The organism is Pseudomonas sp. Z1-14 (genome assembly GCF_051132005.1).
In the GTDB taxonomy this organism is placed as follows: Bacteria; Pseudomonadota; Gammaproteobacteria; order Pseudomonadales; family Pseudomonadaceae; genus Aquipseudomonas.
The window spans coordinates 4,810,898-4,832,328 of the sequence record NZ_CP071646.1; the positions used below are offsets into that span (position 1 = coordinate 4,810,898).

A 21,431-nucleotide genomic window follows, 5' to 3' on the forward strand; every position below is an offset into this window, starting at 1 on the left:
CTGACACTCAACTCTGCGGTCGCATGCCCTGGGACAGACTGAACATGAACAGCAACAGGTCGTCGTCCGGCTGGATCGCCTCGCTGGCCTTGGCCACCCGCGGCACCGGGCAATGTGCGCCGACAGTGGAGGCACTGAGTATCTGCGAGCGTGGCTGCTCCCACACCACCAGCGCCAGGGATGCAACTGCCAGGGCTCCGACTAAAAACAAACCTCTAGCAATTTCTAGTTTCATCGGGATAAACCTTTGATAGCGCTGCCAAACGCCGCCTCGTAAAAATAGACGAGTTTCCCCCAGTCGCAATCCTGGAACGACGAATGGCGCCGCAGCTGGCTCATGTCATGGAACGCCGCGCCGCGGGCGGTCAGCCGTTGGCGACATTTCTCAAGATCGAGCAACGCCACTTCGGCCTTGGCCGACTCGCCCTCTCCGGTTACTCGCACGAATACATGCTTGATGTAGAGGCAACTGTGCTGCCAGCGCCCCTTGTGCATGCGGGCGAGATTCTCGGCCAGGGCCTGAAGGAGACGATCATGGACCGCCTCGCCATGACGCTCGCGGCCGCCTGCGGCATACCAACGCCCGATTTCCTCGAAGCCGTCCAGAGCGCGGGTGACCAGCAGCGCCCGCCACTTATGCACCGGGTCTCTCTGCGCGCCGCAAAAGACCACTTGGGGTACCGTGACGCCGAGTTCCGCCAGGGCCAGCAGCGCTCGCTCTTCACGCAACACGGTCGGACGGCCGAACGGGTGCAACAGACTGCGGTAGATGTGTCCGGTCTGGCGCTTGGAATAAAACAGCTCGCCATCATGGCTGATCCGCTGCACACCGCTTTCGCCGCCACGCCGGGTATTGGGGGCTTCCACCCACTCGCCACGCTGATTCCAGATCTGGTCAAAGCAACTACGAGAAGCCGCCTGGGCTCCTGCTACCTGTACAACCATGCCTGCTACCCCTTGCGTAATACATAAACTCGCCACATGGCATAGAGCGGCAGGAAATCCAACTGTTCCTCAATGCGAAACCCGGCCTGCCGAAACTCTTCTTCAACTGTAGCGACCGGTAACACAAATCGGTTCTGGTAGTCTTTCTGCCCACGGGTGCGCTCCAGGCGCTTGCGTTTCCAGGCCTTGAAATTGCCGTCGACCCACAATGAAACGATCACGCTGTCACGGGTGACACGCTCGAATTCCCTCAATATCGCCAGTCGGTGCGCGGGTTCGCCGATGTGGTGCAAGAGGCGCATGCAAAAAATGCTGTCGACGGCGTTATCAGGCAAGGCGATGTCGAACGCAGATGTGTGCAAAGGTTGTACCCGTTTTACGACATCGGCCGGTTGTGCCTTCAATGCCGTCTGGAGCATGGCGGTGGAATTGTCCGCGCCGACGATCACCCGGCCGGGTTTCTCGGCCAGCAGCGGCCAGAAACGCCCGGCTCCGCACGGCAGGTCCAGGACCAGGCCCGGGTCGCCCGCGAGCATCAAGGCGCGCCGGGCCAGTTGTTCGTCCCGACGGTGGGAAAGACGGCGGCTCAGCCCCGTCTTGTGTTTGCGCAGGTATTGCTGGGCATGTCGCTCGTCGTACTTGGCGGAAAAAGCTAGCTTGATGGGATTGGACATCGATGGCGCCTCCAGAGTTGATGGCGCCACCTTAGGGATCGGCTTGTAGCTGACAGGTCATCCCTTTGTGAAAACTTCGTCATGTAAACGGCTGAATGTTTTCAAGATTTTTCGCCGCCGATCTCAGGACTTCGGGTTCAACTCCACCTCGAAACGGCATCCGTTGGGTTCCATCGTGCTGAGGCTCACGGTCCAGCCCTGGTCCTCGCAGATCCGCTGCACCAGTGACAGCCCCAGCCCCAGTCCCTCGCCACGCTTTTCGTTACCGCGCACGAACGGCTCGAACATCGCCTCGCGCTTCTCCTCGGGAATGCCTACGCCGCTGTCCTCGACGACAAATCCAGTGGCGGTCAGCGAGACGCGGATAAAACCCTGGTCGGTGTAATGCAGTGCGTTACGCAGCAGATTTCCCATGACGGCAGTCAGGAACGTGGCGTTGTACTGCGTATCGGTGGTTTGCCCTGGTTCGAAGATCAAGGTCAGGCCCTTGGATTCGATCGGCGCGCGCCAGACCCCAAGGAGGTTTTCCGCGACCTGCCCCAGCGTCGAGCGAGGCGACATGCCGTTGTCCTCGCGCTGGGCCCGGGCAAGCATCAGGAAGGTCTGCACCAGTTCGCGCATTTCTTCGCTGGCGCGGTTGATGCGCTCGACCTGGGTGCGACCACGCTGGTCCAACGCCGGATTCTCCAGCAGCAATTCGCAGGAGGTGGCGAGGATCATCAACGGCGTGCGCAGTTCGTGACTCACGTCGCTGGTGAACAACCGTTCCCGGGTCAGGGCCTGGCGCAACCGGCCCAGCGTGGCATCGAACGCCACGGCCAGCTCGCCCACCTCATCAGCGGCATAATCCGGCGCCAATGGCGGAGCGAGCCCGAGCAACTGGTCGCGATGCCGTACCTGCCGGGCCAGACGTACCACCGGCGCCATCACCCGGCGTGCCAGGACCCAGCCCAGGAACACCGCGAGCGCCAGACTGAGGACGAAGCCCACCAGCACCACGGCAAACAGCACCCGCTCGCGCTCCTCGAAATCGCTCTGGTCCTGCAACAGCACGTAATGCCGACCGTCAACGATCTCTACCATCGCGTGATAGGACAGCTGTTCGCGAAAGACTTCGTGAAAGCCACGTTGCAGGTGACGCAGGTCCCTGGGCAACTCGAAGTCTCCCGGGCCGCCGCTGAAATAGAACAGCTGGTCGGGTTCCGGGCGATGACTCCAGTCGGAGACGCTGTCCATCAACAGCAGGCGTTGCAGGTCGCCTCCGAGCCCGGCGGAAATCAGCTTTTCCTCCACCAGATGGACCGTTGCCACGATGCCCAGTGCAAACGCTCCCGCCACCAATGCGCTCATTAGCGCAAAAGCGATGATGATCCGTTGCGCAAGGCTTTGCTTAAACTCCATCTCGGCCCTCGGCCAACCGATAGCCGACGCCGTGCACAGTGTGCAGCAGCGGTTTTTCAAACGGTTTGTCGATCACCTGGCGCAATTGGTGGACATGGCTGCGCAGGCTGTCGCTATCCGGGCAATCATCGCCCCACAGGGCTTCCTCAAGGATCTCGCGCCGCAGCACGTGGGGGCTTTTCTGCATCAGTACCGCCAGCAACTTGAGGCCCACGGGGTTGAGCTTGAGCAGTTTACCTTCCCGGGTCACTTCCAACGTATCGAGGTCGTAGCTCAGGTCGCCGACTTGCAACGCGCGTCGGCCACCGCCCTGGGCACGCCGCATGACCGCTTCGATCCGCGCCGCCAGCTCCGACAAGGCAAAAGGCTTGACCAGGTAATCATCCGCCCCGGATTTGAAACCCTGCAAACGATCATCCAACTGGTCCCGCGCGGTGAGCATGATCACCGGCGTATCGCGCCGGGCGTCTTCGCGCAGGCGCTTGCACAGCGTATAGCCGTCGATGCCCGGCAGCATGATATCCAGCACGATCAAGTCGTAGTGTTCGGTCGCGGCCAGGTGCAGCCCTGACAAACCGTCCTGTGCGCAATCGACCGTGTAGCCCTTGAGGCCCAGGTAGTCGGCCAGGTTGGCCAGGATGTCACGGTTGTCTTCAACCAACAGAATTCGCATGGGCATCTCCTCTGCGCACGGGGCAATCGTCGTGGCCCGCGCAGCTTAAGGCCAAGCGTGGCTTACGGCTAGGGTTGTATACGCAGTGCGAGTCGTTGTGGGAGCGAGCCTGCTCGCGAAGGCGGTGGAACAGCCGCCATCCAGGTTGAATGTGCCGCCCCTTCGCGAGCAGGCTCGCTCCACAAAGGTCAAGAGCCCTCAGCAGCGGGGCTGCGCGGGTGTTGACGAGTTTTTCACCCAACCTTCACACCACCCGAACGCAACGCAGACCAGACTGTGCAACGCGCTGATCACGAAAACTCCCATCAAAGGTACTGCCATGGTTTCCACTGCCATCCGCCCCGCTTCCAGGCCCCTGAATCTATGGGTCGCCCTGGGCCTGCCCGCCGTGGTCGCAGCCATTCTGGTGTTGCTGGAACTGACCAGCCTGGACATGAACGTGGCCAAGCTGTTTTACGATCCGACGGCGGGTGGGTTTATCGGTCGACACAGTTTTTTCCTGGAAGACATCCTGCACGACCGGGCCAAACAGCTCGTCATCGGGTTTTCCGTGCTGGCGGTCGTGGGGTTTGTCGCCTCGTTTTTTATCGCTCGGCTCAAGCCGTACAAACGTGAGCTGGGTTGCCTGGTCCTGTCGCTGGCACTGGCGACTGCGTTTGTCACACCTTTGAAGGCAGTGACGGCAGTGCAATGCCCATGGAGTCTCAAGGAGTTCGGCGGCAAGGAAACCTACAGTGAGCTGCTGAGCCCACGTCCGGCTACCGACAAACCCGGCCGATGCTGGCCCGGCGGGCATGCTGCCACCGGCTTCACGCTGTTCGCGTTGTTTTTCGCACTGCGTGACCGTCGCCCACGCCTCGCACGCCAGGCGCTGGTGTTCGCCTTTGCCCTGGGCACGGTGTTTTCCGTGGGACGCATGATGCAAGGGGCGCACTTTTTCTCCCACAACGTCTGGACAGCGGTGTTCTGCTGGCTGATTTGCCTCGGGTGTTATTACTGCGTTCTGTACCGACCAGTTTCCACACCTGAACGTATGAGCGTCACCCGCTCCGTCAATGCCTGAACATAAATTTCAATGTGGGAGCGAGCCTGCTCGCGATAGCGTCGGATCAGCAACATCAATGTTGATTGTTATACCGCTTTCGCGAGCAGGCTCGCTCCCACAGAGTTTGGTGCTGTTATTCAGGGCAATAAAAAACCCCGCCTGCTTTCACAGGCGGGGTTTTTCGCTACAGGGGTAAGGCTGGCTTACATCATGCCGCCCATGCCACCCATGCCGCCCATGTCTGGCATGCCGCCGCCAGCTGGAGCGTCGTCCTTGATTTCAGCGATCATCGCCTCGGTGGTAATCATCAGGCTGGCAATCGACGAAGCCGCTTGCAGAGCCGAACGAGTCACTTTGGCCGGGTCCAGGATACCCATTTCGATCATGTCGCCGTATTCGCCGGTGGCAGCGTTGTAACCGTAGTTACCCGAACCCTGCTTGACCTTGTCGACCACTACGCTTGGCTCGTCGCCGGAGTTGGCAACGATCTGGCGCAGAGGTGCTTCAACAGCGCGACGCAGCAACTGGATGCCGACGTTCTGGTCATCGTTGTCGCCTTTCAGCTCGCTGATGGCTTGCAGGGCACGAACCAGTGCCACGCCGCCGCCAGGTACCACGCCTTCTTCGACGGCTGCGCGGGTTGCGTGCAGGGCGTCTTCAACGCGGGCTTTCTTCTCTTTCATTTCAACTTCGGAACCGGCGCCAACCTTGATCACCGCAACACCGCCGGACAGCTTGGCCAGGCGCTCTTGCAGTTTTTCGCGGTCGTAGTCGGACGAAGTCTCGGCCACTTGTGCGCGGATCTGGGTGACACGAGCCTGGATATCGGCATCGTTGCCAGCACCGTCGATCACGGTGGTGTTTTCCTTGGACAGGATCACGCGCTTGGCGTTACCCAGGTGCTCCAGGGTGGTGCTTTCCAGGCTCAGGCCGATCTCTTCGGAGATAACGGTACCGCCGGTCAGTACGGCGATGTCCTGCAGCATGGCCTTGCGACGGTCGCCGAAGCCTGGAGCCTTGACGGCTGCAACCTTGACGATGCCACGCATGTTGTTCACGACCAGGGTCGCCAGGGCTTCGCCTTCGACGTCTTCAGCCACGATCAGCAGAGGGCGGCCGGCTTTGGCAACGGCTTCCAGCACTGGCAGCATTTCGCGGATGTTGGAGATCTTCTTGTCGACCAGCAGGATCAGCGGGCTGTCCAGCTCGGCAACCATGGTGTCCGGCTTGTTGACGAAGTATGGCGACAGGTAGCCACGGTCGAACTGCATGCCTTCTACAACCGACAGTTCGTTTTCCAGGCCCGAGCCTTCTTCAACGGTGATCACGCCTTCCTTGCCGACTTTTTCCATGGCTTCGGCAATGATGTCGCCGATGGAGTTGTCGGAGTTGGCGGAGATGGTACCTACCTGGGCGATTGCCTTGGAGTCAGCGCAAGGCTTGGCCAGACCCTTCAGTTCCTTGACGATGGCGATGGTCGCCTTGTCGATGCCGCGCTTGAGGTCCATCGGGTTCATGCCGGCAGCGACGGCTTTCAGGCCTTCGTTGACGATCGATTGAGCCAGTACGGTCGCGGTGGTGGTACCGTCGCCGGCGTCATCGTTGGCACGGGACGCAACGTCCTTGACCAGCTGCGCACCCATGTTTTCGAAGCGATCTTTCAGCTCGATTTCCTTGGCTACGGAAACGCCGTCCTTGGTGATGGTCGGAGCGCCGAAGCTCTTCTCGATGATCACGTTACGGCCTTTCGGGCCGAGGGTCGCTTTTACTGCGTCAGCCAGGACGTTGACACCGGCGAGCATTTTCTTGCGGGCGGAATCGCCGAATTTAACTTCTTTAGCAGCCATGATCGATATTCCTTAAATACTTTGTAGTAGTAGCGGGAAAATGAGCGGGGAAATCAGCCTTCGAGAACGGCGAGGATTTCGTTCTCGCTCATCACCAACAGGTCTTCGCCGTCGACTTTCACAGTGTTGCTGCCGGAGTAAGGGCCGAACACAACCTTGTCACCCACTTTCACGGCCAGCGCACGTACTTCACCGTTTTCCAGAGCCTTGCCCGGACCTACAGCGAGAACTTCACCGTGGTTGGCTTTTTCAGCAGCGGAACCTGGCAGGACGATACCGCCAGCGGTTTTCTTCTCTTCTTCGCTGCGACGGATGACGACGCGGTCATGCAGAGGACGAAGCTTCATTGTCGATCTCTCCTAATTTTGGTTTTCATCGGCCGGTGTAGTCCCGGCGGGTTTAACAAAAGCCGGCGGAGCCGGGGTGCGGTTCGTCAAGCGAACCGCGGAAGTCTGTCCGGTGTCGCCACCGGAAACCTTGCGGTGACCCATACATAAGGGCGTGCAAGTCGATTACAAGGGTCGGGGGTGAAATTTTTTACTGAACGAGCGCTAAAACGAACACGGCACCCGAAGGTGCCGTGTCGCTGGCTGCCGTGTCACTGAAAGCTACTTGGGGTCGCGGTGTTCGAATTCGCCTTCGATCACGTTGGGCTCGCGGCCTACCGGTTCGCGCGGGGTCGGACCGCCACGGGGCTGGAGGTCATCGGCGAAAGCCCGCTGGCGCATCGCCTGTTCTTCGGCGCGCTGGCGCATCTTGTTGGCCAGCAACCGGCGCGTGAAGGGCAGCAGCAAGACCAGGCCCAGCACGTCGCTGATGAAGCCAGGCAGGATCAACAGACCACCACCCAGCGCGAGCATCAGGCCTTCGAGCATGGTCTGGGCGGGCAGTTCGCCACGGGTCAGGCTTTCACGGGCGCGCAGTGCCGTGGCCAGGCCGGCGATGCGCAGCACGAACACGCCGAGCATCGAGCCGAGAATGACCAGCAGCAACGCCGGGAAGAACCCGATCGCACCGCTGACCTTGACGAATACGAACAGCTCCAACACCGGGAACAGCAGAAAGAGCAATAAAAAAGGGCGCATCAAATGGTTCCTCAACGCAAGAATGCCTTGCTATGAAAACCTAAATGACGTCGCCCTTTCGTGAATTCAAGCATCAACCTCGGCATTTTTTGGCCATTGCTCGGCGTGAGCCAGGTAAACCAAGGCTTCGCGCACTTGTGTCGGCGTGTTGCAAGGCGCCGCAAACGGCAACCAGTGCAGGCCTTGCCCAATGCGCAGGTGCATGCCTTCGCTGTCGATACCGACCAATTGCGCGGGTTGTTTTTTTGGCAGGCCACTCAATTCGACGTAGTGGGCGATGGCTTTGGCATGATCGGCATTCATGTGTTCGATCATGCCCGCCTCGGCTTTGCCGGCAAAGGGATTGGCCAGGGTGATCTGGTCGATCCAGTGAATCGCGCCGAAGCCGCCGATATAACGATGGCGCACCGGGTGGAGAACCCAGAAATCGAAATCGTGGGCCTTATGGTAGTTCTGCGACTCGGGGAAATAGCGGTAGTAACGCTCGGCGGCGGCCTCGATGGCGGCGCTGTCCTCCAGCTTCTGCGCCTCGGCCAGATAGGTCAGGCGCCCGACGGCCTGAACATCCTCGGCGCCCCGCTCTCCCACCAGCATTGAGCATTTAGGGTCTTTTTGCAGATTGTGGGTGTGCTGGGCGATGCGGCTGATGAGTATCAGCGGCAGGCCTTGCGCGTCCAGGCAATACGGCACGACGGAGCCGAACGGAAAACCGGGCATCGATTTGGAATGGGTGGAGAGCATGCCCCGATATTCCTTGAGCAGCAATTCGCGGGCATGCTTGGCAGCTTCAACGCTCAATTTATGACTCCTTTAATAAAATTCGTCTAGAAAACGGTCGGTTGAGTGGAGTAATGTTCTGACGCACCTTCGGGCCGGTTTGCTCGTGCAGCCGCGCTACGCCGCTGCAAATCGAGACGCGCCCAACCCCTCCACGGCTGCGCCACCTGGACATGAGAATGCAACTCACTGACAAAGTAATCATTATCACCGGCGGTTGCCAGGGCCTGGGTCGCTCCATGGCCGAGTATTTCGCCGGCAAGGGTGCAAAGCTCGCGCTGGTGGACCTCAATCAGGAAAAGCTCGACCAGGCGGTCGCCGCCTGCGCCGCCAAGGGCGTCGAGGCGCGTGCGTACCTGTGCAACGTGGCCAACGAAGATCAGGTGATCGACATGGTTGCCCGGGTGGCCGCTGACTTCGGCGCGATCCACGGGTTGATCAACAACGCCGGGATCCTGCGCGACGGCCTGCTGCTCAAGGTCAAGGACGGTGAAATGACCAGGATGAGCCTGGCCCAGTGGCAGGCGGTGATCGACGTCAACCTCACCGGCGTATTCCTCTGCACCCGCGAAGTGGCGGCGAAAATGGTCGAGCTGAAGAACAACGGCGCGATCATCAATATTTCCTCGATCTCCCGGGCCGGCAACGTCGGCCAGACCAACTATTCGGCGGCCAAGGCCGGCGTCGCGGCCGCTACCGTGACCTGGGCCAAGGAACTGGCGCGCTACGGCATCCGCGTGGCGGGGATTGCTCCGGGTTTCATCGAAACCGAAATGACCCTCGGCATGAAACCCGAAGCCCTTGAGAAAATGACCTCCGGGATTCCGCTCAAGCGCATGGGCAAGCCCGAAGAGATTGCGCACTCGGCGGCGTATATCTTCGAGAACGACTACTACACCGGGCGGATCCTGGAAATGGATGGCGGGTTGCGGATCTAAACCCACCCCATAACCCCTGTGGGAGCGAGCTTGCTCCGGGCGGCGATCCGACGATGGCGTCGGGTCAGTCAGCTTGGATGTGACTGATACTCCGCCATCGCGAGCCTGCTCGCTCCCACAGTGGATAGGGTTTCATCAATCTATCAATCGTCACTGACGGTAATGTTCGGCATCGCCGGCGACGCAGCCTCCTGCAACACGATCCGCGCGCCCACGTGGCGGGCCAGCTCCTGGTAGACCATGGCGATCTGGCTGTCCGGCTCGGCGATAACGGTCGGCTTGCCGCCGTCGGCCTGCTCGCGGATCACCATCGATAGCGGCAACGAAGCCAGCAGCTCGACACCGTACTGGGTCGCCAGTTTTTCACCGCCGCCTTCACCGAAAAGATGCTCGGCGTGCCCACAGTTCGAGCAGATGTGCACGGCCATGTTTTCCACCACGCCCAGTACCGGGATATTCACCTTGCGGAACATCTCCACACCCTTGCGCGCATCCAGCAGGGCCAGGTCCTGGGGCGTGGTAACGATCACCGCGCCGGCCACCGGGACTTTCTGCGCGAGGGTCAGCTGGATGTCGCCAGTTCCCGGCGGCATGTCGATCACCAGGTAATCCAGGTCGCCCCACGCGGTTTGCGTGACCAGTTGCAGCAAGGCGCCGGAGACCATCGGCCCGCGCCAGACCATCGGTGTGTTGTCATCGGTGAGGAAGGCCATGGACATGACCTCCACGCCATGGGATTGCAGCGGTACGAACCACTTCTGGTCCTTGACCTGCGGCCGGGTGCCTTCGGCGATGCCAAACATGATGCCTTGGCTCGGACCGTAGATATCCGCGTCGAGGATACCGACCTTCGCCCCTTCGCGAGCCAGGGCCAGCGCCAGGTTGGCGGCGGTGGTGGACTTGCCTACGCCGCCCTTGCCCGAGGCCACGGCGATGACGTTCTTGACGTTCGCCAACCCCGGCACCTGGGCTTGGGCCTTGTGGGCGGAAATCACGCTGGTGACCTGGACTTTGGCGCTCGCCACGCCGTCCAGGCCTTCGATCGCCATCTGCAGCATCTGCGCCCAACCGTTCTTGAACAGATCGGCGGCATAACCGATCTCCAGTTCGACGCTGACGCGATCGCCCTGGATATCGATGGCTCGCACGCATCCGGCGCTGACCGGGTCCTGGCTCAGGTAGGGGTCGGTGTACTGGCGAAGGACGGCTTCCACCGCTGCGCGATTGACGGCGCTCATGGGCAACTCCGATAACAAGACTTGAAAACAGGCCGCTATCCTACGCCGCACGCTCTCGCGTGGCGACCCGATTAAGGGTGACGAACGCTCTTGTGGCGAGGGAGCTTGCTCCCGCTCGGCTGCGCAGCAGTCGCAATGAAGCCGACGCCGTCGACCAGCCAGGGCGTAGAACCATTTTTGGGGCGGCTTCGCCCCCCAGCGGGAGCAAGCTCCCTCGCCACGGATTCGGCGGGAAACAGGCCCGCGGGGTGAAATATATTTCCCGGCGCTTTATAGTGGCCGACCTCCGTTTCATCAAGTAGCCGAGCCCCATGTCCGAGCCACGCAAGATTCTCGTCACCAGCGCCCTGCCCTATGCCAATGGTTCGATTCACCTTGGCCATATGCTGGAATACATCCAGACCGATATGTGGACGCGCTTTCAGAAACATCGCGGCAACCAGTGCATCTACGTCTGCGCCGACGACGCCCACGGTTCGGCCATCATGTTGCGCGCGGAAAAGGAAGGCATCACCCCGGAACAACTGATCGCCAATGTCCAGGCTGAACACAGCGCCGACTTTGCCGAGTTCCTGGTGGACTTCGACAACTTCCACTCCACTCACGCCGAAGAAAACCGTGAGCTGTCGAGCCAGATCTACCTGAAGCTGCGTGACGCCGGGCATATCGCCACCCGTTCGGTCACCCAATATTTCGACCCGGAAAAGAAAATGTTCCTGGCCGACCGCTTCATCAAGGGCACCTGCCCGAAATGCGGCACCGAAGACCAGTACGGCGACAACTGCGAAAAATGCGGCGCCACCTACGCACCGACCGACCTGAAAGACCCGAAATCGGCGATTTCCGGCGCGACGCCGGTACTCAGGGATTCCCAGCACTTCTTCTTCAAGCTGCCGGACTTCCAGGAAATGCTGCAGACCTGGACCCGCAGCGGCACGCTGCACGACGCGGTGGCCAACAAGCTCGCCGAATGGCTCGACTCCGGTTTGCAGGAATGGGACATCTCCCGCGATGCGCCGTATTTCGGCTTCGAAATTCCTGGCGAGCCCGGCAAATACTTCTATGTATGGCTGGACGCGCCCATCGGCTACATGGCGAGCTTCAAGAACCTTTGCGATCGTACCCCGGAGCTGGACTTCGACGCGTTCTGGGCCAAGGATTCTACGGCCGAGGTGTATCACTTCATCGGCAAGGACATCGTCAACTTCCACGCGCTGTTCTGGCCCGCCATGCTAGAAGGCGCCGGTTTCCGCAAGCCGACCGGCATCAACGTCCACGGCTACCTGACCGTCAACGGCCAGAAGATGTCCAAGTCCCGCGGCACCTTCATCAAGGCGCGGACGTACCTGGATCACCTGTCGCCTGAATACTTGCGCTACTACTACGCGGCCAAGCTCGGCCGTGGCGTCGACGACCTCGACCTGAACCTCGAGGACTTCGTGCAGAAGGTCAACTCCGACCTGGTGGGCAAGGTCGTCAACATCGCCAGCCGTTGCGCCGGGTTCATCCACAAGGGCAACGCCGGCGTGCTGGTGGCGGGTAACGCCGCGCCGGAACTCACCGACGCGTTCCTGGCTGCCGCACCAAGCATCGCCGAGGCCTACGAGAGCCGCGACTTTGCCCGCGCCATGCGTGAGATCATGGCCCTGGCCGACCGCGCCAACGCCTGGATCGCCGACAAGGCCCCATGGTCGCTGGCCAAGCAGGACGGCAAGCAGGACGAAGTCCAGGCCATCTGCGCCCTAGGCATCAACCTGTTCCGCCAACTGGTGATTTTCCTCAAGCCGGTGCTGCCGTTGCTGGCCGCCGATGCCGAAGCGTTCCTGAACGTTGCGCCGCTGACCTGGAACGACCACCAGACCCTGCTGAGCAACCATCAACTGAACGCGTTCAAACCGTTGATGACCCGCATCGACCCGGCCAAGGTCCAGGCCATGATCGACGCGTCCAAGGAAGACCTCGCCGCCAGCCAGACCGACACCGGTGCCCCTGCTGGCAACGGCGAGCTGACCAAGGACCCGCTGTCGCCGGAAATCGATTTCGATGCCTTCGCCGCCATCGACCTGCGCGTGGCGCTGATCGTCAAGGCTGAAGCCGTGGAAGGCGCCGACAAACTGTTGCGCCTGACCCTGGACATCGGCGATGAACAGCGCAACGTGTTCTCCGGGATCAAGAGCGCCTACCCGGATCCGGCCAAGCTCGAGGGCCGGCTGACGATGATGATCGCCAACCTCAAGCCACGCAAAATGCGCTTCGGCATATCCGAAGGCATGGTCATGGCGGCCGGTCCTGGCGGCGAGGAAATCTACCTGCTGAGCCCCGACAGCGGCGCCAAGCCGGGTCAGCGGATCAAATAACGCGACTGCGCGCTGCACCGATCCCACAGTCGCTGCCGAGCGGCTGTGGGATTTTCATATCTGGCCCGCCCTCGCGGCGTGCCGGATAATGCCTGATCTTTCAACCGGCTCCCCTGTTGCCCCATGCCCATGACTGACATTCTTCTCTCGCTGTTCAGCGCTGCCCTGATCAACAACCTCGTGTTGCATTGGCCGCTGGGCGTCGATCCGCTGCTGGCAGTCAGGGAGCGGAGCCGGGTACATGCACTGGGCCTGGCGACAGCCTGCCTGATGCTGGTTGTCGGGACCCTCGGTTATCTGGCCGACCGCTGGCTCCTGGTTCCGGCGCAGCTGACATCGCTACGGTTGTTCGTATGGCTGCCCCTGAGCGTGCTGCTGATCAGCCCGTTGCTGCGCCTGCTGACGCATTGGCTGCCGTCGCAGCCGTTCGATGGCTTGTGGCCGCTGCTGCTCGGCAATGCCGGCGTACTGGGCGTCACGCTGCTCAACAGCCGGAACGACCAGGGCCTGGGCCAGGCCATGGCCTTCAGCCTGGGCGCCGGGCTGGGTTTCTGGCTGGTCTTAAGCCTGTTCGAGGACTTGCGCCAGCGAGTCCAGAATAACGATATCCCCTTGCCTTTTCGGGGCCTGCCAATCCAGTTGATCAGCGTCGGATTGATGGCGGTGGCATTTCTCGGATTGCGCGGGTTGGTCAAGACATGAACCTGATTCAACGTATCGACGCCCTGCTGCCGCAAACCCAATGCGGTAAGTGCGGCCATCCCGGCTGCAAGCCTTACGCCGAAGGCATCGCCCAGGGTGAACCGATCAACAAATGCCCCCCCGGCGGACGCGAAACCATCGCGGCCCTGGCCGAGCTGATGACCGTGCCGGTACTCGAACTGGACGCCAGCCGTGGCTCGGCCCCGGCGCAGATCGCATACATTCGCGAAGCCGAATGCATCGGTTGCACCAAGTGCATCCAGGCGTGCCCGGTGGACGCGATTGTTGGCGCGGCCAAGCTGATGCACACCGTCATCATCGATGAGTGCACCGGCTGCGACCTCTGCGTGGCGCCTTGTCCGGTGGATTGCATCGAGATGCGCCCACTGCCGATGGCAACCGTAACGCCGGTTGTCGGTGGCCTGGCCTCCAGCATCGAAGAACAGCAGGCGCGGACCGCCAAGCGCAATCACGCCCGCCGCCGCTTCGAGCTGCGCAATGCGCGCCTGCGCCGCGAAGAAGAGCAGCGCCAGGCCGAGCGCCTGGCCCGAACCCAGCGCAACGCTCAACCAGCCCAGGCCCAGCCACCTGATCCGGTGCAGGCTGCGCTGGAACGAGTGCGCGCGCAAAAAGCCGCCAGCGCCGACGCCGCCCTGAAAAAAGCCAAGGTCGACCTGGCCATGAGCCGGGCACAGCTGAATAAATCCTTGAAAGCGTTTGGCCATCCACCGACCTTCGAACAACAATCACAATTGATCGTGCTGCAACGCCAATTCGAAGCGGCAGAGCAGGCCCTGGCCAGACTGGAAGGCAGCGCGGCGCCCGCCGCCCCGGCACCGTCGCAGAGTGCTGAATTGAAGCTGGCCAAGATCCAGCTGGCGATGCGTCGCGCCGAACTCGGCAAGGCCCGCGCTGCCGCGGCTTCCGCAGAACAGCTACAAGCACTGGAACAAGCGGTGGAAGACGCCCAACGGCAGGTGGACGCCCATGCTACGCCCTGATCCGGTGGACGAGCGGCTGCGGCAAGCGATGCGACGGGTGCTGCTGGCGATGCTGCCCGGCGTGCTGGCGATGGTCTGGTTTTATGGCTGGGGCGTGGCGCTGAACCTGCTGTTGTCGGCCCTCGCCGCGCTGGCTGTCGAGGCGCTGGCGTTGCGTCTGCGACGACGCCCTCTCAAGCCCGGCCTGAGCGACGGCAGCGCACTGGTCAGCGCCGCGCTGCTGGCCATGGCCTTGCCGGCGTATTGCCCATGGTGGCTGACCGTCACGGCCGCTGCCTGCGCCTTGCTGTTCGGCAAGCACTTATGGGGCGGGCTCGGCAGCAATCCCTTCAATCCGGCGATGCTCGGGTATGCCCTGGTGCTGGTGGCGTTTCCCCAGCACCTGAGCCAATGGCCCGTGCCCCATGACATGGACTTTCTCGAAGGTCTGCGACAAGTCGCCGGCATTGCCCAGGCGCCCGACGGCTGGGCCGGCGCCACGGCCCTGGACAGTCTGCGAATCAATACAAGCCTGACCGTCGACGAACTGTTCGCCAGCAATCCGGCGTTCGGTCGTTGGGGTGGGCGCGGTGTCGAGTGGGTCAACCTGGCCTTCCTCGCCGGCGGCCTGTTCCTGCTGCAACAGCGCGTGTTCAGTTGGCACGCGCCGGTGGGCATGCTTGCCAGCCTGTTCACCTTGAGCCTGCTGTGCTGGAACGGCTCGGGCTCGGACTCCCATGGCTCGCCGCTGTTTCATCTGTTGACCGGGGCAACCATGCTGGGCGCATTTTTCATCGTCACCGAACCGGTGTCAGGCGCCAAGGCCCCGCTCGCCCGACTGTTGTTTGGTGCCGGGGTGGGCGCGCTGGTCTACCTGATTCGTACCTGGGGCGGCTACCCGGACGGCGTGGCGTTTGCCGTGCTGCTGATGAACCTCGGTGTGCCTGCGCTGGATCGTCTCGCCGAGGCACGACAAAGGCGAGCGCTGACATGAAAAGACCCGGCGGCGTGCTGATCCTGATCGTCCTTGCCGGCCTCGGCATCGGCGCCACGTACCTGATGCAGGTCAATCTGGCCGGACGCATCGAAGCCCAACGGCAAGCCTTGGCCGGCAAGACCTTGCTCGAGGTATTGCCCTCCGAGCGTTATGACAACCATCCGTTGGCGCAACCGGTCATGACGAACCCGGTTGAGTTGAGCCACAGCCGGTTGCTGGGCGGTTACCTGGCGACCCGCAACGGCCAGCCCAGCGCGGTGCTGTTGCGCAGCCAGGCGTTGGGCTATGAGGGCAGCATCGAATTGATGATCGCCATTGATCCCAGCGGCCGCCTGCTTGGCGTTAAAACCCTGCGCCAGTCGGAAACACCCGGCCTGGGCGCGGTAATCGCCGACTGGCCGAATGCCTGGCTGCAAACATTCACCGGAAAGTCGCGCCAGGCGCCGACCGATGACGGCTGGGCCTTGAAAAAGGACCAGGGCCAGTTCGATCAATTGGCCGGCGCGACGGTGACCTCGCGCGCGGTGCTCCAGGCGATCCACGATGCGCTGCGTTATTTCGATGAGCACCAGGCCCACCTGACCGGAGCGAGTGTCAATGAATAAGCTGGTATTGACCCGTGGCCTGCTGCTCGTGCCCTTGGTGGGTTCAAGCAGCTCGCTGACGAATGCACTGGGGGTGTGGCTGGCCTGGGTTTTGATCAGCTTCGGCCATGGCTGGGCCATGACGCTGGCCGGGCCACGCTGCACGACTTATCAGCGGCTGGTTGCCGCTATCCTGCTGGCCGCAGCCTTGAGTGCTTGCGCAAGCCTGGTCGCGCAGGCCTGGTTGCCGGAGTGGTATGCATTGTCAGGCCTTTACCTCGGCTGGATCGCCTTGAGCTGCGTAGCGCTGGATCAAGCGCCAGTGGACGAATCCCGGGTAGCTGACCGCCTCAGGCTGGCGGCCCAGTCTGGCCTCCTGATGGCCATTCTGAGCGCCCTGCGCGAATTGATCGGCAATGGCGTCCCACTGGCCCTGCTCGCTCCCGGCGGGTTCATCCTGCTCGGCCTGCTGCTGGCGGCCCACCAGGCCTGGACGGCCAGCAAACCCCATCCACCCCTAGAGGAAACGCCGCGCCCATGAACGCCGCAAAACGCCTGGAAATATTCCGTCGCTTTCATGAAGACAACCCGGAGCCAAAAACCGAACTGGCCTACTCCTCGCCCTTTGAGCTGCTGATCGCGGTAATTCTGTCGGCCCAATCCACCGACGTCGGCGTCAACAAGGCCACGGCCAAGCTGTTTCCCGTGGCCAATACGCCGCAAGCGATCCACGCCTTGGGGGTCGAAGGGCTGTCGGAATACATCAAGACCATCGGGCTGTTCAACAGCAAGGCCAAGAACGTCATCGAGACCTGCCGCCTGCTGATAGAGCGTCATGGCGGCGAGATCCCGCAGACCCGCGAAGAGCTGGAAGCGCTTCCAGGCGTCGGCCGCAAGACCGCCAACGTGGTGCTCAACACCGCGTTTCGTCAGCTGACGATGGCAGTCGACACGCACATTTTCCGCGTCAGCAACCGTACCGGCATTGCTCCGGGCAAAAATGTCGTGGAAGTGGAAAAAAAACTGATGAAATTTGTCCCCAAGGAATACCTCCTGGATTCCCACCACTGGCTCATCCTCCATGGGCGTTACGTCTGCCTGGCGAGAAAGCCCCGTTGCGGCAGTTGCCGAATCGAAGACCTGTGCGAATACAAGCACAAGACATCTGACGATTGAGGCGCTATTGCTTTCCTTTATCGAGCGATTGAAAAAATCTTTTTTACCCGCCGCAGGTTTATCGCTATAAGGAGCGCCAATGGCAGTCTTAGCCTGGAGTCGAACCCATGAGTGCTGGCAAAGAACAACTGGATGTAGAAGACGATTTCATCGCCGTCGAGGCTGACGATGCGGAACCTGTGGTCGTGGAAGTGGCGAAAACCAACCTGAGCAAACGTCGCACCATCGATAACCTGCTGGAAGAGCGTCGCTTGCAGAAACAATTGGCCGACTATGATTTTGACCTCTGACTCGTAAAAGCCTCCCTGTCGGAGGCCTTTTACCGAGCACGTGGGCCTGCGGACTCACACCAATCCGTTACGCTGTGCCAGCTCGATCAGGTCGACCAGTGAACGGGCATTGAGCTTCAACAACAGTCGGGTCTTGTAGGTACTCACTGTCTTGTTGCTCAGGAACATCCCGTCGGCAATCTCCTTGTTGGTCCTCCCACGGGCCAACTGCTGCAGGACCATCATCTCTCGTCCGGACAAACGATCGACCATATCCGACTCGCTGGCGTTGCCCAGGCTCGAACGCACGGTATGCAACGCCTGGTTGGGAAAATAACTGTAGCCCGAGAGCACCGCTTTTATTGCACTCAACAACTCGGTCAGGTCCTGTTGCTTGCACACATAACCGGCCGCTCCCATCTGCATGCATCGCATCGAGAAATGCCCTGGCGACTGAGAGGTGAGCACCAGCACTTTGAGCGGCGAAGGATTGGTGGTCAGGCGCGCGATAACCTCCAGTCCGTCCAACTTCGGGATCCCGATATCGAGAACAACGATGTCGGGCATTTTATCGCGCGCCAGCTGTAACGCATCGACGCCATTGTCTGTTTCCGCGATGACTTCATATCCATGGCGCTCCATTAACAAACGTACAGCAAGACGAATGACGGGGTGATCATCCACGATCAGCACTTTATTCATGGGCAAATCCAACTTAGCTGTTCGAATTTTTAGAGCACGCACAATAGCGTAGTCATTTCACCCGTGGGATGCCGCTGTAGCAAGCCGTTCGCACCGAAAGACATAACTTACAAGCAATGCAGAAAAATCCTACAAATAATCCGTGAAATAACGCGCCATGATTTTTTCCGTCGCAGCGATGGAGTGATTCTGACGCGCCACAGCTCCCCGAGAACAGCTCGATTTCGGCAAAAAACACACCTGACCTGTTATTAACGTGGGACTTTTCTCATAAAAAGTAATTGATTTATTCATGCACAAACGCCTGCCTCCTCCAGAAAAAACTTTCAGAGAAAGAGAAAGCAGCACAATAACGTTATTTCCGAAGCCTATTTGCGCTTACTCAATTCAACCACTTTACTTTTGTTATAAACCAGCAAAAGCGATCAATGATATTCCCCGGCAATACATTATTCAGGACGAGACAATGCGCAAAAAAAAGGCCTGCGCAGGGCAGGCCTTTTTTTGAGCAGCCGGGTCAGAACAGCTTGCGACCCTTGTTCGCCGCGATGCGCATGCGCAGGGCGTTGAGCTTGATGAAGCCGGCCGCGTCGGCCTGGTTGTAGGCGCCACCGTCTTCTTCGAAGGTCGCGATGTTTGCATCGAATAGCGACTCGTCGGACTTGCGCCCGGTCACGATCACGTTGCCCTTGTACAGCTTCAGGCGCACGACGCCGTTCACGTGGGCCTGGGAAGCATCGATCATCTGTTGCAGCATCAGACGCTCCGGGCTCCACCAGTAGCCGGTGTAGATCAGGCTGGCGTACTTGGGCATCAACTCGTCTTTCAGGTGAGCCACTTCGCGGTCCAGGGTGATCGACTCGATCGCCCGGTGAGCACGCAGCATGATGGTGCCGCCGGGGGTTTCGTAGCAGCCACGGGATTTCATGCCGACATAGCGGTTTTCAACGATGTCCAGGCGACCGATGCCGTGTTCGCCGCCGATACGGTTCAGCGTCGCGAGGACGGTGGCCGGGCTCATTTCCACGCCGTCGAGGGCAACGATATCGCCGTTGCGATAGGTCAGCTCAAGGTATTGCGGGGTATCGGGAGCCTTCTCCGGGGAGACGGTCCAACGCCACATGTCTTCTTCGTGCTCGGTCCAGGTGTCTTCCAGCACGCCGCCTTCGTAGGAGATGTGCAGCAGGTTGGCATCCATCGAATACGGGGATTTTTTCTTGCCGTGACGCTCGATCGGGATCGCATGCTTCTCGGCGTAGTCCATCAGCTTTTCACGGGACAGCAGGTCCCACTCGCGCCACGGGGCGATGACTTTGACGCCCGGCTTGAGGGCATAGGCGCCCAGCTCGAAACGTACCTGGTCGTTGCCCTTGCCGGTAGCACCGTGGGAAATGGCGTCGGCGCCGGTTTCGTTGGCGATTTCGATCAGGCGCTTGGCGATCAGCGGACGGGCGATTGAGGTACCCAGCAGGTATTCGCCTTCGTAAACAGTGTTGGCGCGGAACATCGGAAACACGAAGTCGCGGACGAATTCTTCGCGCAGGTCATCGATGTAGATCTCCTTGACGCCCATGGCCTGAGCCTTGGCGCGGGCAGGCTCAACTTCTTCGCCCTGCCCCAGGTCAGCGGTGAACGTCACCACTTCACAGTTATAAGTGTCCTGCAGCCACTTGAGGATCACCGAAGTGTCCAGGCCGCCGGAATACGCCAGAACGACCTTGTTTACGTCCGCCATGCCATCACTCCACGGGTTGTACGGAAAGCCGGGAAGTCTAACGTCCAGCGCGGATAATTTACAGAGGCGCGACAGCTTATGACGACGAAGCGACAGATTATGTCGATGGCGCGACGATCAGAATGGCCTCAGGAAGTTCGAGCAGTTGCCGCTGCGGGGGCCACGGCCTTGGTGGGGGCGACCGGCGCCGGAGCCTTGCCGGGTGCCGCAGCGGGCGTCGCGGCAGGCACAGCTGGCGGGGTTGGCGTGGTGGGCTGGGCCGCTGGCGCCTGAGTGGCCGCCACTCGATCCAGTTGCACCACCACACGCCGGTTCTTGGCGCGATGGGCGGCGTTGTTATTAGGCACGAGCGGATAACGCTCACCGTGGAAACGCACAGTGAACTGCGATTCCTGGAAGCCATTGGCCTTGAAGAAATCCATGACCGCCAGCGCACGGCGGCGCGACAGCTCACGATTGGTCAAGCGGTTGCCGCTGTTGTCGGAATGCCCATCGAGTTCGACATGGTTGACGCTCGGGTCAGCCTTGATGAAGTCGAGCATGACCTGCAATTGAGCCTTGGCCTGGGCGTCGAGCTCAACCCCCTCGCCGGGAAAGCCGATCTGGGTCTGCTTGATCTGCTCGAAATTCTTGGGCAACAGTTTCGCCACACAGCCCTGGTAGTCGCTGAAGGCCTTGTTGAAGCGCACAGGCAACAGGCGAACTTCCGACACCCGGCCATCCTCGGTATTACGCCGGACCACGGGGCTGCGCCCTTCCATCAACCCACTGATCAGGCGTCCCGCCTGGACTTGGGAGCTGTTGAACAACACGTCGCCGCTGCCGATCCTGACCGACCCCAGGTTGATGTCGCCCCGCCCCGGTTGCCACGGCGCAGCGGCCGCCAGTAGCGTCGCGGAACCGCCACCCAGTACCGGGTTGTAGGCCTTGAGTCGGAACGTGGCCTGCTCGCCCGCCCGGCGGACGAACTCGCCGCTACCAAAATCGGCGATCGGCTGGCTCAGCCGGCACTCGAACTTGTCGCCTTCGACCGTCCACTCGATGCTCTCCAGACGAGTCTGGAAAGTGAGCGCCATCGCAGGAAGGCTGGCAAACACGCTGAGCAAGGCTAGATAACGCTGGCGCACGGGAGGCTCCACTGGCTTTTTACTTACGGAAATCGAAAAACACCGGGCATGACGCCTGTACGAGACACCGCACGGATTCGTGGCACACCTGAAGGGGCTATCGGTAACTTGTGGCAAAACTTGATAGCGGGTGCCCGCATCGGTCTTTTCCGGTAGCATTCCCCCAGAGTTTGACCCGC

Annotated in this window: 24 protein-coding genes; 11 read left to right on the top strand and 13 right to left on the bottom strand. The window is 60.9% G+C overall.

All coding sequences use genetic code 11. From position 1 onward, the window contains the following. Nucleotides 1-7: 7 nt before the first annotated feature. From J3P89_RS22215 to colR, 5 genes are all read right to left on the bottom strand, one after another. The gene (locus tag J3P89_RS22215; RefSeq protein WP_305496339.1) at nucleotides 8-235 is read right to left on the bottom strand and encodes a hypothetical protein; all 228 of its coding nucleotides are present in this window, start codon (nucleotides 233-235) and stop codon (nucleotides 8-10) included. Beyond that, the gene (locus J3P89_RS22220) at nucleotides 232-945 is read right to left on the bottom strand and encodes a lipopolysaccharide kinase InaA family protein (RefSeq protein ID WP_305496340.1); all 714 of its coding nucleotides are present in this window, start codon (nucleotides 943-945) and stop codon (nucleotides 232-234) included. Before J3P89_RS22220 ends, J3P89_RS22215 begins: the two co-directional genes overlap by 4 nt. Before the next feature lie 5 nt (nucleotides 946-950). Continuing rightward, nucleotides 951-1,619, bottom strand: a complete 669-nt coding sequence (locus J3P89_RS22225) for a class I SAM-dependent methyltransferase (protein WP_434695662.1) — start codon at nucleotides 1,617-1,619, stop codon at nucleotides 951-953. Nucleotides 1,620-1,742: 123 nt separating this feature from the next. After that, a complete protein-coding gene (locus J3P89_RS22230) occupies nucleotides 1,743-3,020 on the bottom strand; it encodes a sensor histidine kinase (RefSeq protein WP_305496342.1) in 1,278 nt (425 codons plus the stop codon). Continuing rightward, nucleotides 3,010-3,693 (bottom strand): two-component system response regulator ColR, encoded by a 684-nt coding sequence (gene colR / locus J3P89_RS22235; RefSeq protein WP_030142512.1) that lies wholly within the window; start codon nucleotides 3,691-3,693, stop codon nucleotides 3,010-3,012. The genes J3P89_RS22230 and colR overlap by 11 nt, the downstream gene beginning before the upstream one ends. 319 nt (nucleotides 3,694-4,012) lie before the next feature. Between colR and J3P89_RS22240 the strand changes: the two genes are divergently transcribed. Next, nucleotides 4,013-4,756 (top strand): phosphatase PAP2 family protein, encoded by a 744-nt coding sequence (locus tag J3P89_RS22240; protein WP_434695663.1) that lies wholly within the window; start codon nucleotides 4,013-4,015, stop codon nucleotides 4,754-4,756. A gap of 185 nt (nucleotides 4,757-4,941) precedes the next feature. Here the strand turns inward: J3P89_RS22240 and groL are convergent, their stop codons facing one another. The 4 genes from groL to J3P89_RS22260 form a co-directional block, all read right to left on the bottom strand. Continuing rightward, on the bottom strand, nucleotides 4,942-6,585 hold the full coding sequence (groL, locus tag J3P89_RS22245; RefSeq protein ID WP_181288598.1) for a chaperonin GroEL: 1,644 nt from the start codon (nucleotides 6,583-6,585) through the stop codon (nucleotides 4,942-4,944). A gap of 53 nt (nucleotides 6,586-6,638) precedes the next feature. Continuing rightward, a complete protein-coding gene (locus tag J3P89_RS22250; RefSeq protein ID WP_003204913.1) occupies nucleotides 6,639-6,932 on the bottom strand; it encodes a co-chaperone GroES in 294 nt (97 codons plus the stop codon). A 261-nt stretch (nucleotides 6,933-7,193) separates the two neighbouring features. After that, entirely contained in the window at nucleotides 7,194-7,670 is a 477-nt protein-coding gene (locus J3P89_RS22255; RefSeq protein ID WP_434602980.1) for an FxsA family protein, read from the bottom strand. A gap of 66 nt (nucleotides 7,671-7,736) precedes the next feature. Continuing rightward, nucleotides 7,737-8,468 (bottom strand): HugZ family protein, encoded by a 732-nt coding sequence (locus tag J3P89_RS22260; protein ID WP_434695664.1) that lies wholly within the window; start codon nucleotides 8,466-8,468, stop codon nucleotides 7,737-7,739. A gap of 158 nt (nucleotides 8,469-8,626) precedes the next feature. On the opposite strand from J3P89_RS22260, the gene J3P89_RS22265 reads away from it, so the two are divergent. After that, nucleotides 8,627-9,385 (top strand): SDR family oxidoreductase, encoded by a 759-nt coding sequence (locus J3P89_RS22265; RefSeq protein ID WP_434695665.1) that lies wholly within the window; start codon nucleotides 8,627-8,629, stop codon nucleotides 9,383-9,385. A 143-nt stretch (nucleotides 9,386-9,528) separates the two neighbouring features. On the opposite strand, the gene apbC is transcribed toward J3P89_RS22265, so the two are convergent. Then, a complete protein-coding gene (gene apbC / locus J3P89_RS22270; RefSeq protein ID WP_434695666.1) occupies nucleotides 9,529-10,623 on the bottom strand; it encodes an iron-sulfur cluster carrier protein ApbC in 1,095 nt (364 codons plus the stop codon). A gap of 311 nt (nucleotides 10,624-10,934) precedes the next feature. Between apbC and metG the strand changes: the two genes are divergently transcribed. The 8 genes from metG to J3P89_RS22310 all read left to right on the top strand — a co-directional run bounded on the left by metG (nucleotide 10,935) and on the right by J3P89_RS22310 (nucleotide 17,709). After that, nucleotides 10,935-12,980 carry a methionine--tRNA ligase gene (gene metG / locus J3P89_RS22275; protein ID WP_434569593.1) on the top strand — a complete coding sequence of 682 codons (2,046 nt, stop codon included), beginning with the start codon at nucleotides 10,935-10,937 and terminating at the stop codon, nucleotides 12,978-12,980. Nucleotides 12,981-13,109: 129 nt separating this feature from the next. After that, on the top strand, nucleotides 13,110-13,682 hold the full coding sequence (locus J3P89_RS22280) for an Rnf-Nqr domain containing protein (protein WP_434695667.1): 573 nt from the start codon (nucleotides 13,110-13,112) through the stop codon (nucleotides 13,680-13,682). After that, nucleotides 13,679-14,683: an electron transport complex subunit RsxB gene (gene rsxB, locus J3P89_RS22285; protein WP_434695668.1), complete on the top strand. Its 1,005-nt coding sequence runs from the start codon at nucleotides 13,679-13,681 to the stop codon at nucleotides 14,681-14,683. Before J3P89_RS22280 ends, rsxB begins: the two co-directional genes overlap by 4 nt. Beyond that, the gene (locus J3P89_RS22290; RefSeq protein WP_434653503.1) at nucleotides 14,670-15,656 is read left to right on the top strand and encodes an RnfABCDGE type electron transport complex subunit D; all 987 of its coding nucleotides are present in this window, start codon (nucleotides 14,670-14,672) and stop codon (nucleotides 15,654-15,656) included. Before rsxB ends, J3P89_RS22290 begins: the two co-directional genes overlap by 14 nt. Then, nucleotides 15,653-16,264, top strand: a complete 612-nt coding sequence (locus J3P89_RS22295; protein WP_434695669.1) for an RnfABCDGE type electron transport complex subunit G — start codon at nucleotides 15,653-15,655, stop codon at nucleotides 16,262-16,264. The genes J3P89_RS22290 and J3P89_RS22295 overlap by 4 nt, the downstream gene beginning before the upstream one ends. After that, nucleotides 16,257-16,784: an Rnf-Nqr domain containing protein gene (locus J3P89_RS22300; protein ID WP_434695670.1), complete on the top strand. Its 528-nt coding sequence runs from the start codon at nucleotides 16,257-16,259 to the stop codon at nucleotides 16,782-16,784. Before J3P89_RS22295 ends, J3P89_RS22300 begins: the two co-directional genes overlap by 8 nt. Continuing rightward, on the top strand, nucleotides 16,781-17,419 hold the full coding sequence (nth, locus tag J3P89_RS22305; RefSeq protein WP_434569599.1) for an endonuclease III: 639 nt from the start codon (nucleotides 16,781-16,783) through the stop codon (nucleotides 17,417-17,419). The genes J3P89_RS22300 and nth overlap by 4 nt, the downstream gene beginning before the upstream one ends. Before the next feature lie 107 nt (nucleotides 17,420-17,526). Further along, complete coding sequence (locus J3P89_RS22310) at nucleotides 17,527-17,709, top strand: PA3496 family putative envelope integrity protein (protein WP_135846865.1); 183 nt, start codon at nucleotides 17,527-17,529, stop codon at nucleotides 17,707-17,709. 54 nt (nucleotides 17,710-17,763) lie between these two features. On the opposite strand, the gene J3P89_RS22315 is transcribed toward J3P89_RS22310, so the two are convergent. After that, nucleotides 17,764-18,390 carry a response regulator transcription factor gene (locus J3P89_RS22315; protein WP_305496355.1) on the bottom strand — a complete coding sequence of 209 codons (627 nt, stop codon included), beginning with the start codon at nucleotides 18,388-18,390 and terminating at the stop codon, nucleotides 17,764-17,766. 292 nt (nucleotides 18,391-18,682) lie between these two features. Here J3P89_RS22315 and J3P89_RS22320 point away from each other — a divergent pair, with 292 nt between their 5' ends. Next, nucleotides 18,683-18,898 (top strand): hypothetical protein, encoded by a 216-nt coding sequence (locus J3P89_RS22320; RefSeq protein WP_434695671.1) that lies wholly within the window; start codon nucleotides 18,683-18,685, stop codon nucleotides 18,896-18,898. A gap of 9 nt (nucleotides 18,899-18,907) precedes the next feature. On the opposite strand, the gene J3P89_RS22325 is transcribed toward J3P89_RS22320, so the two are convergent. Beyond that, the gene (locus J3P89_RS22325) at nucleotides 18,908-20,125 is read right to left on the bottom strand and encodes an argininosuccinate synthase (protein WP_003204943.1); all 1,218 of its coding nucleotides are present in this window, start codon (nucleotides 20,123-20,125) and stop codon (nucleotides 18,908-18,910) included. A 128-nt stretch (nucleotides 20,126-20,253) separates the two neighbouring features. Beyond that, complete coding sequence (locus tag J3P89_RS22330; protein WP_434695672.1) at nucleotides 20,254-21,252, bottom strand: flagellar protein MotY; 999 nt, start codon at nucleotides 21,250-21,252, stop codon at nucleotides 20,254-20,256. Nucleotides 21,253-21,431 lie beyond the last annotated feature (179 nt).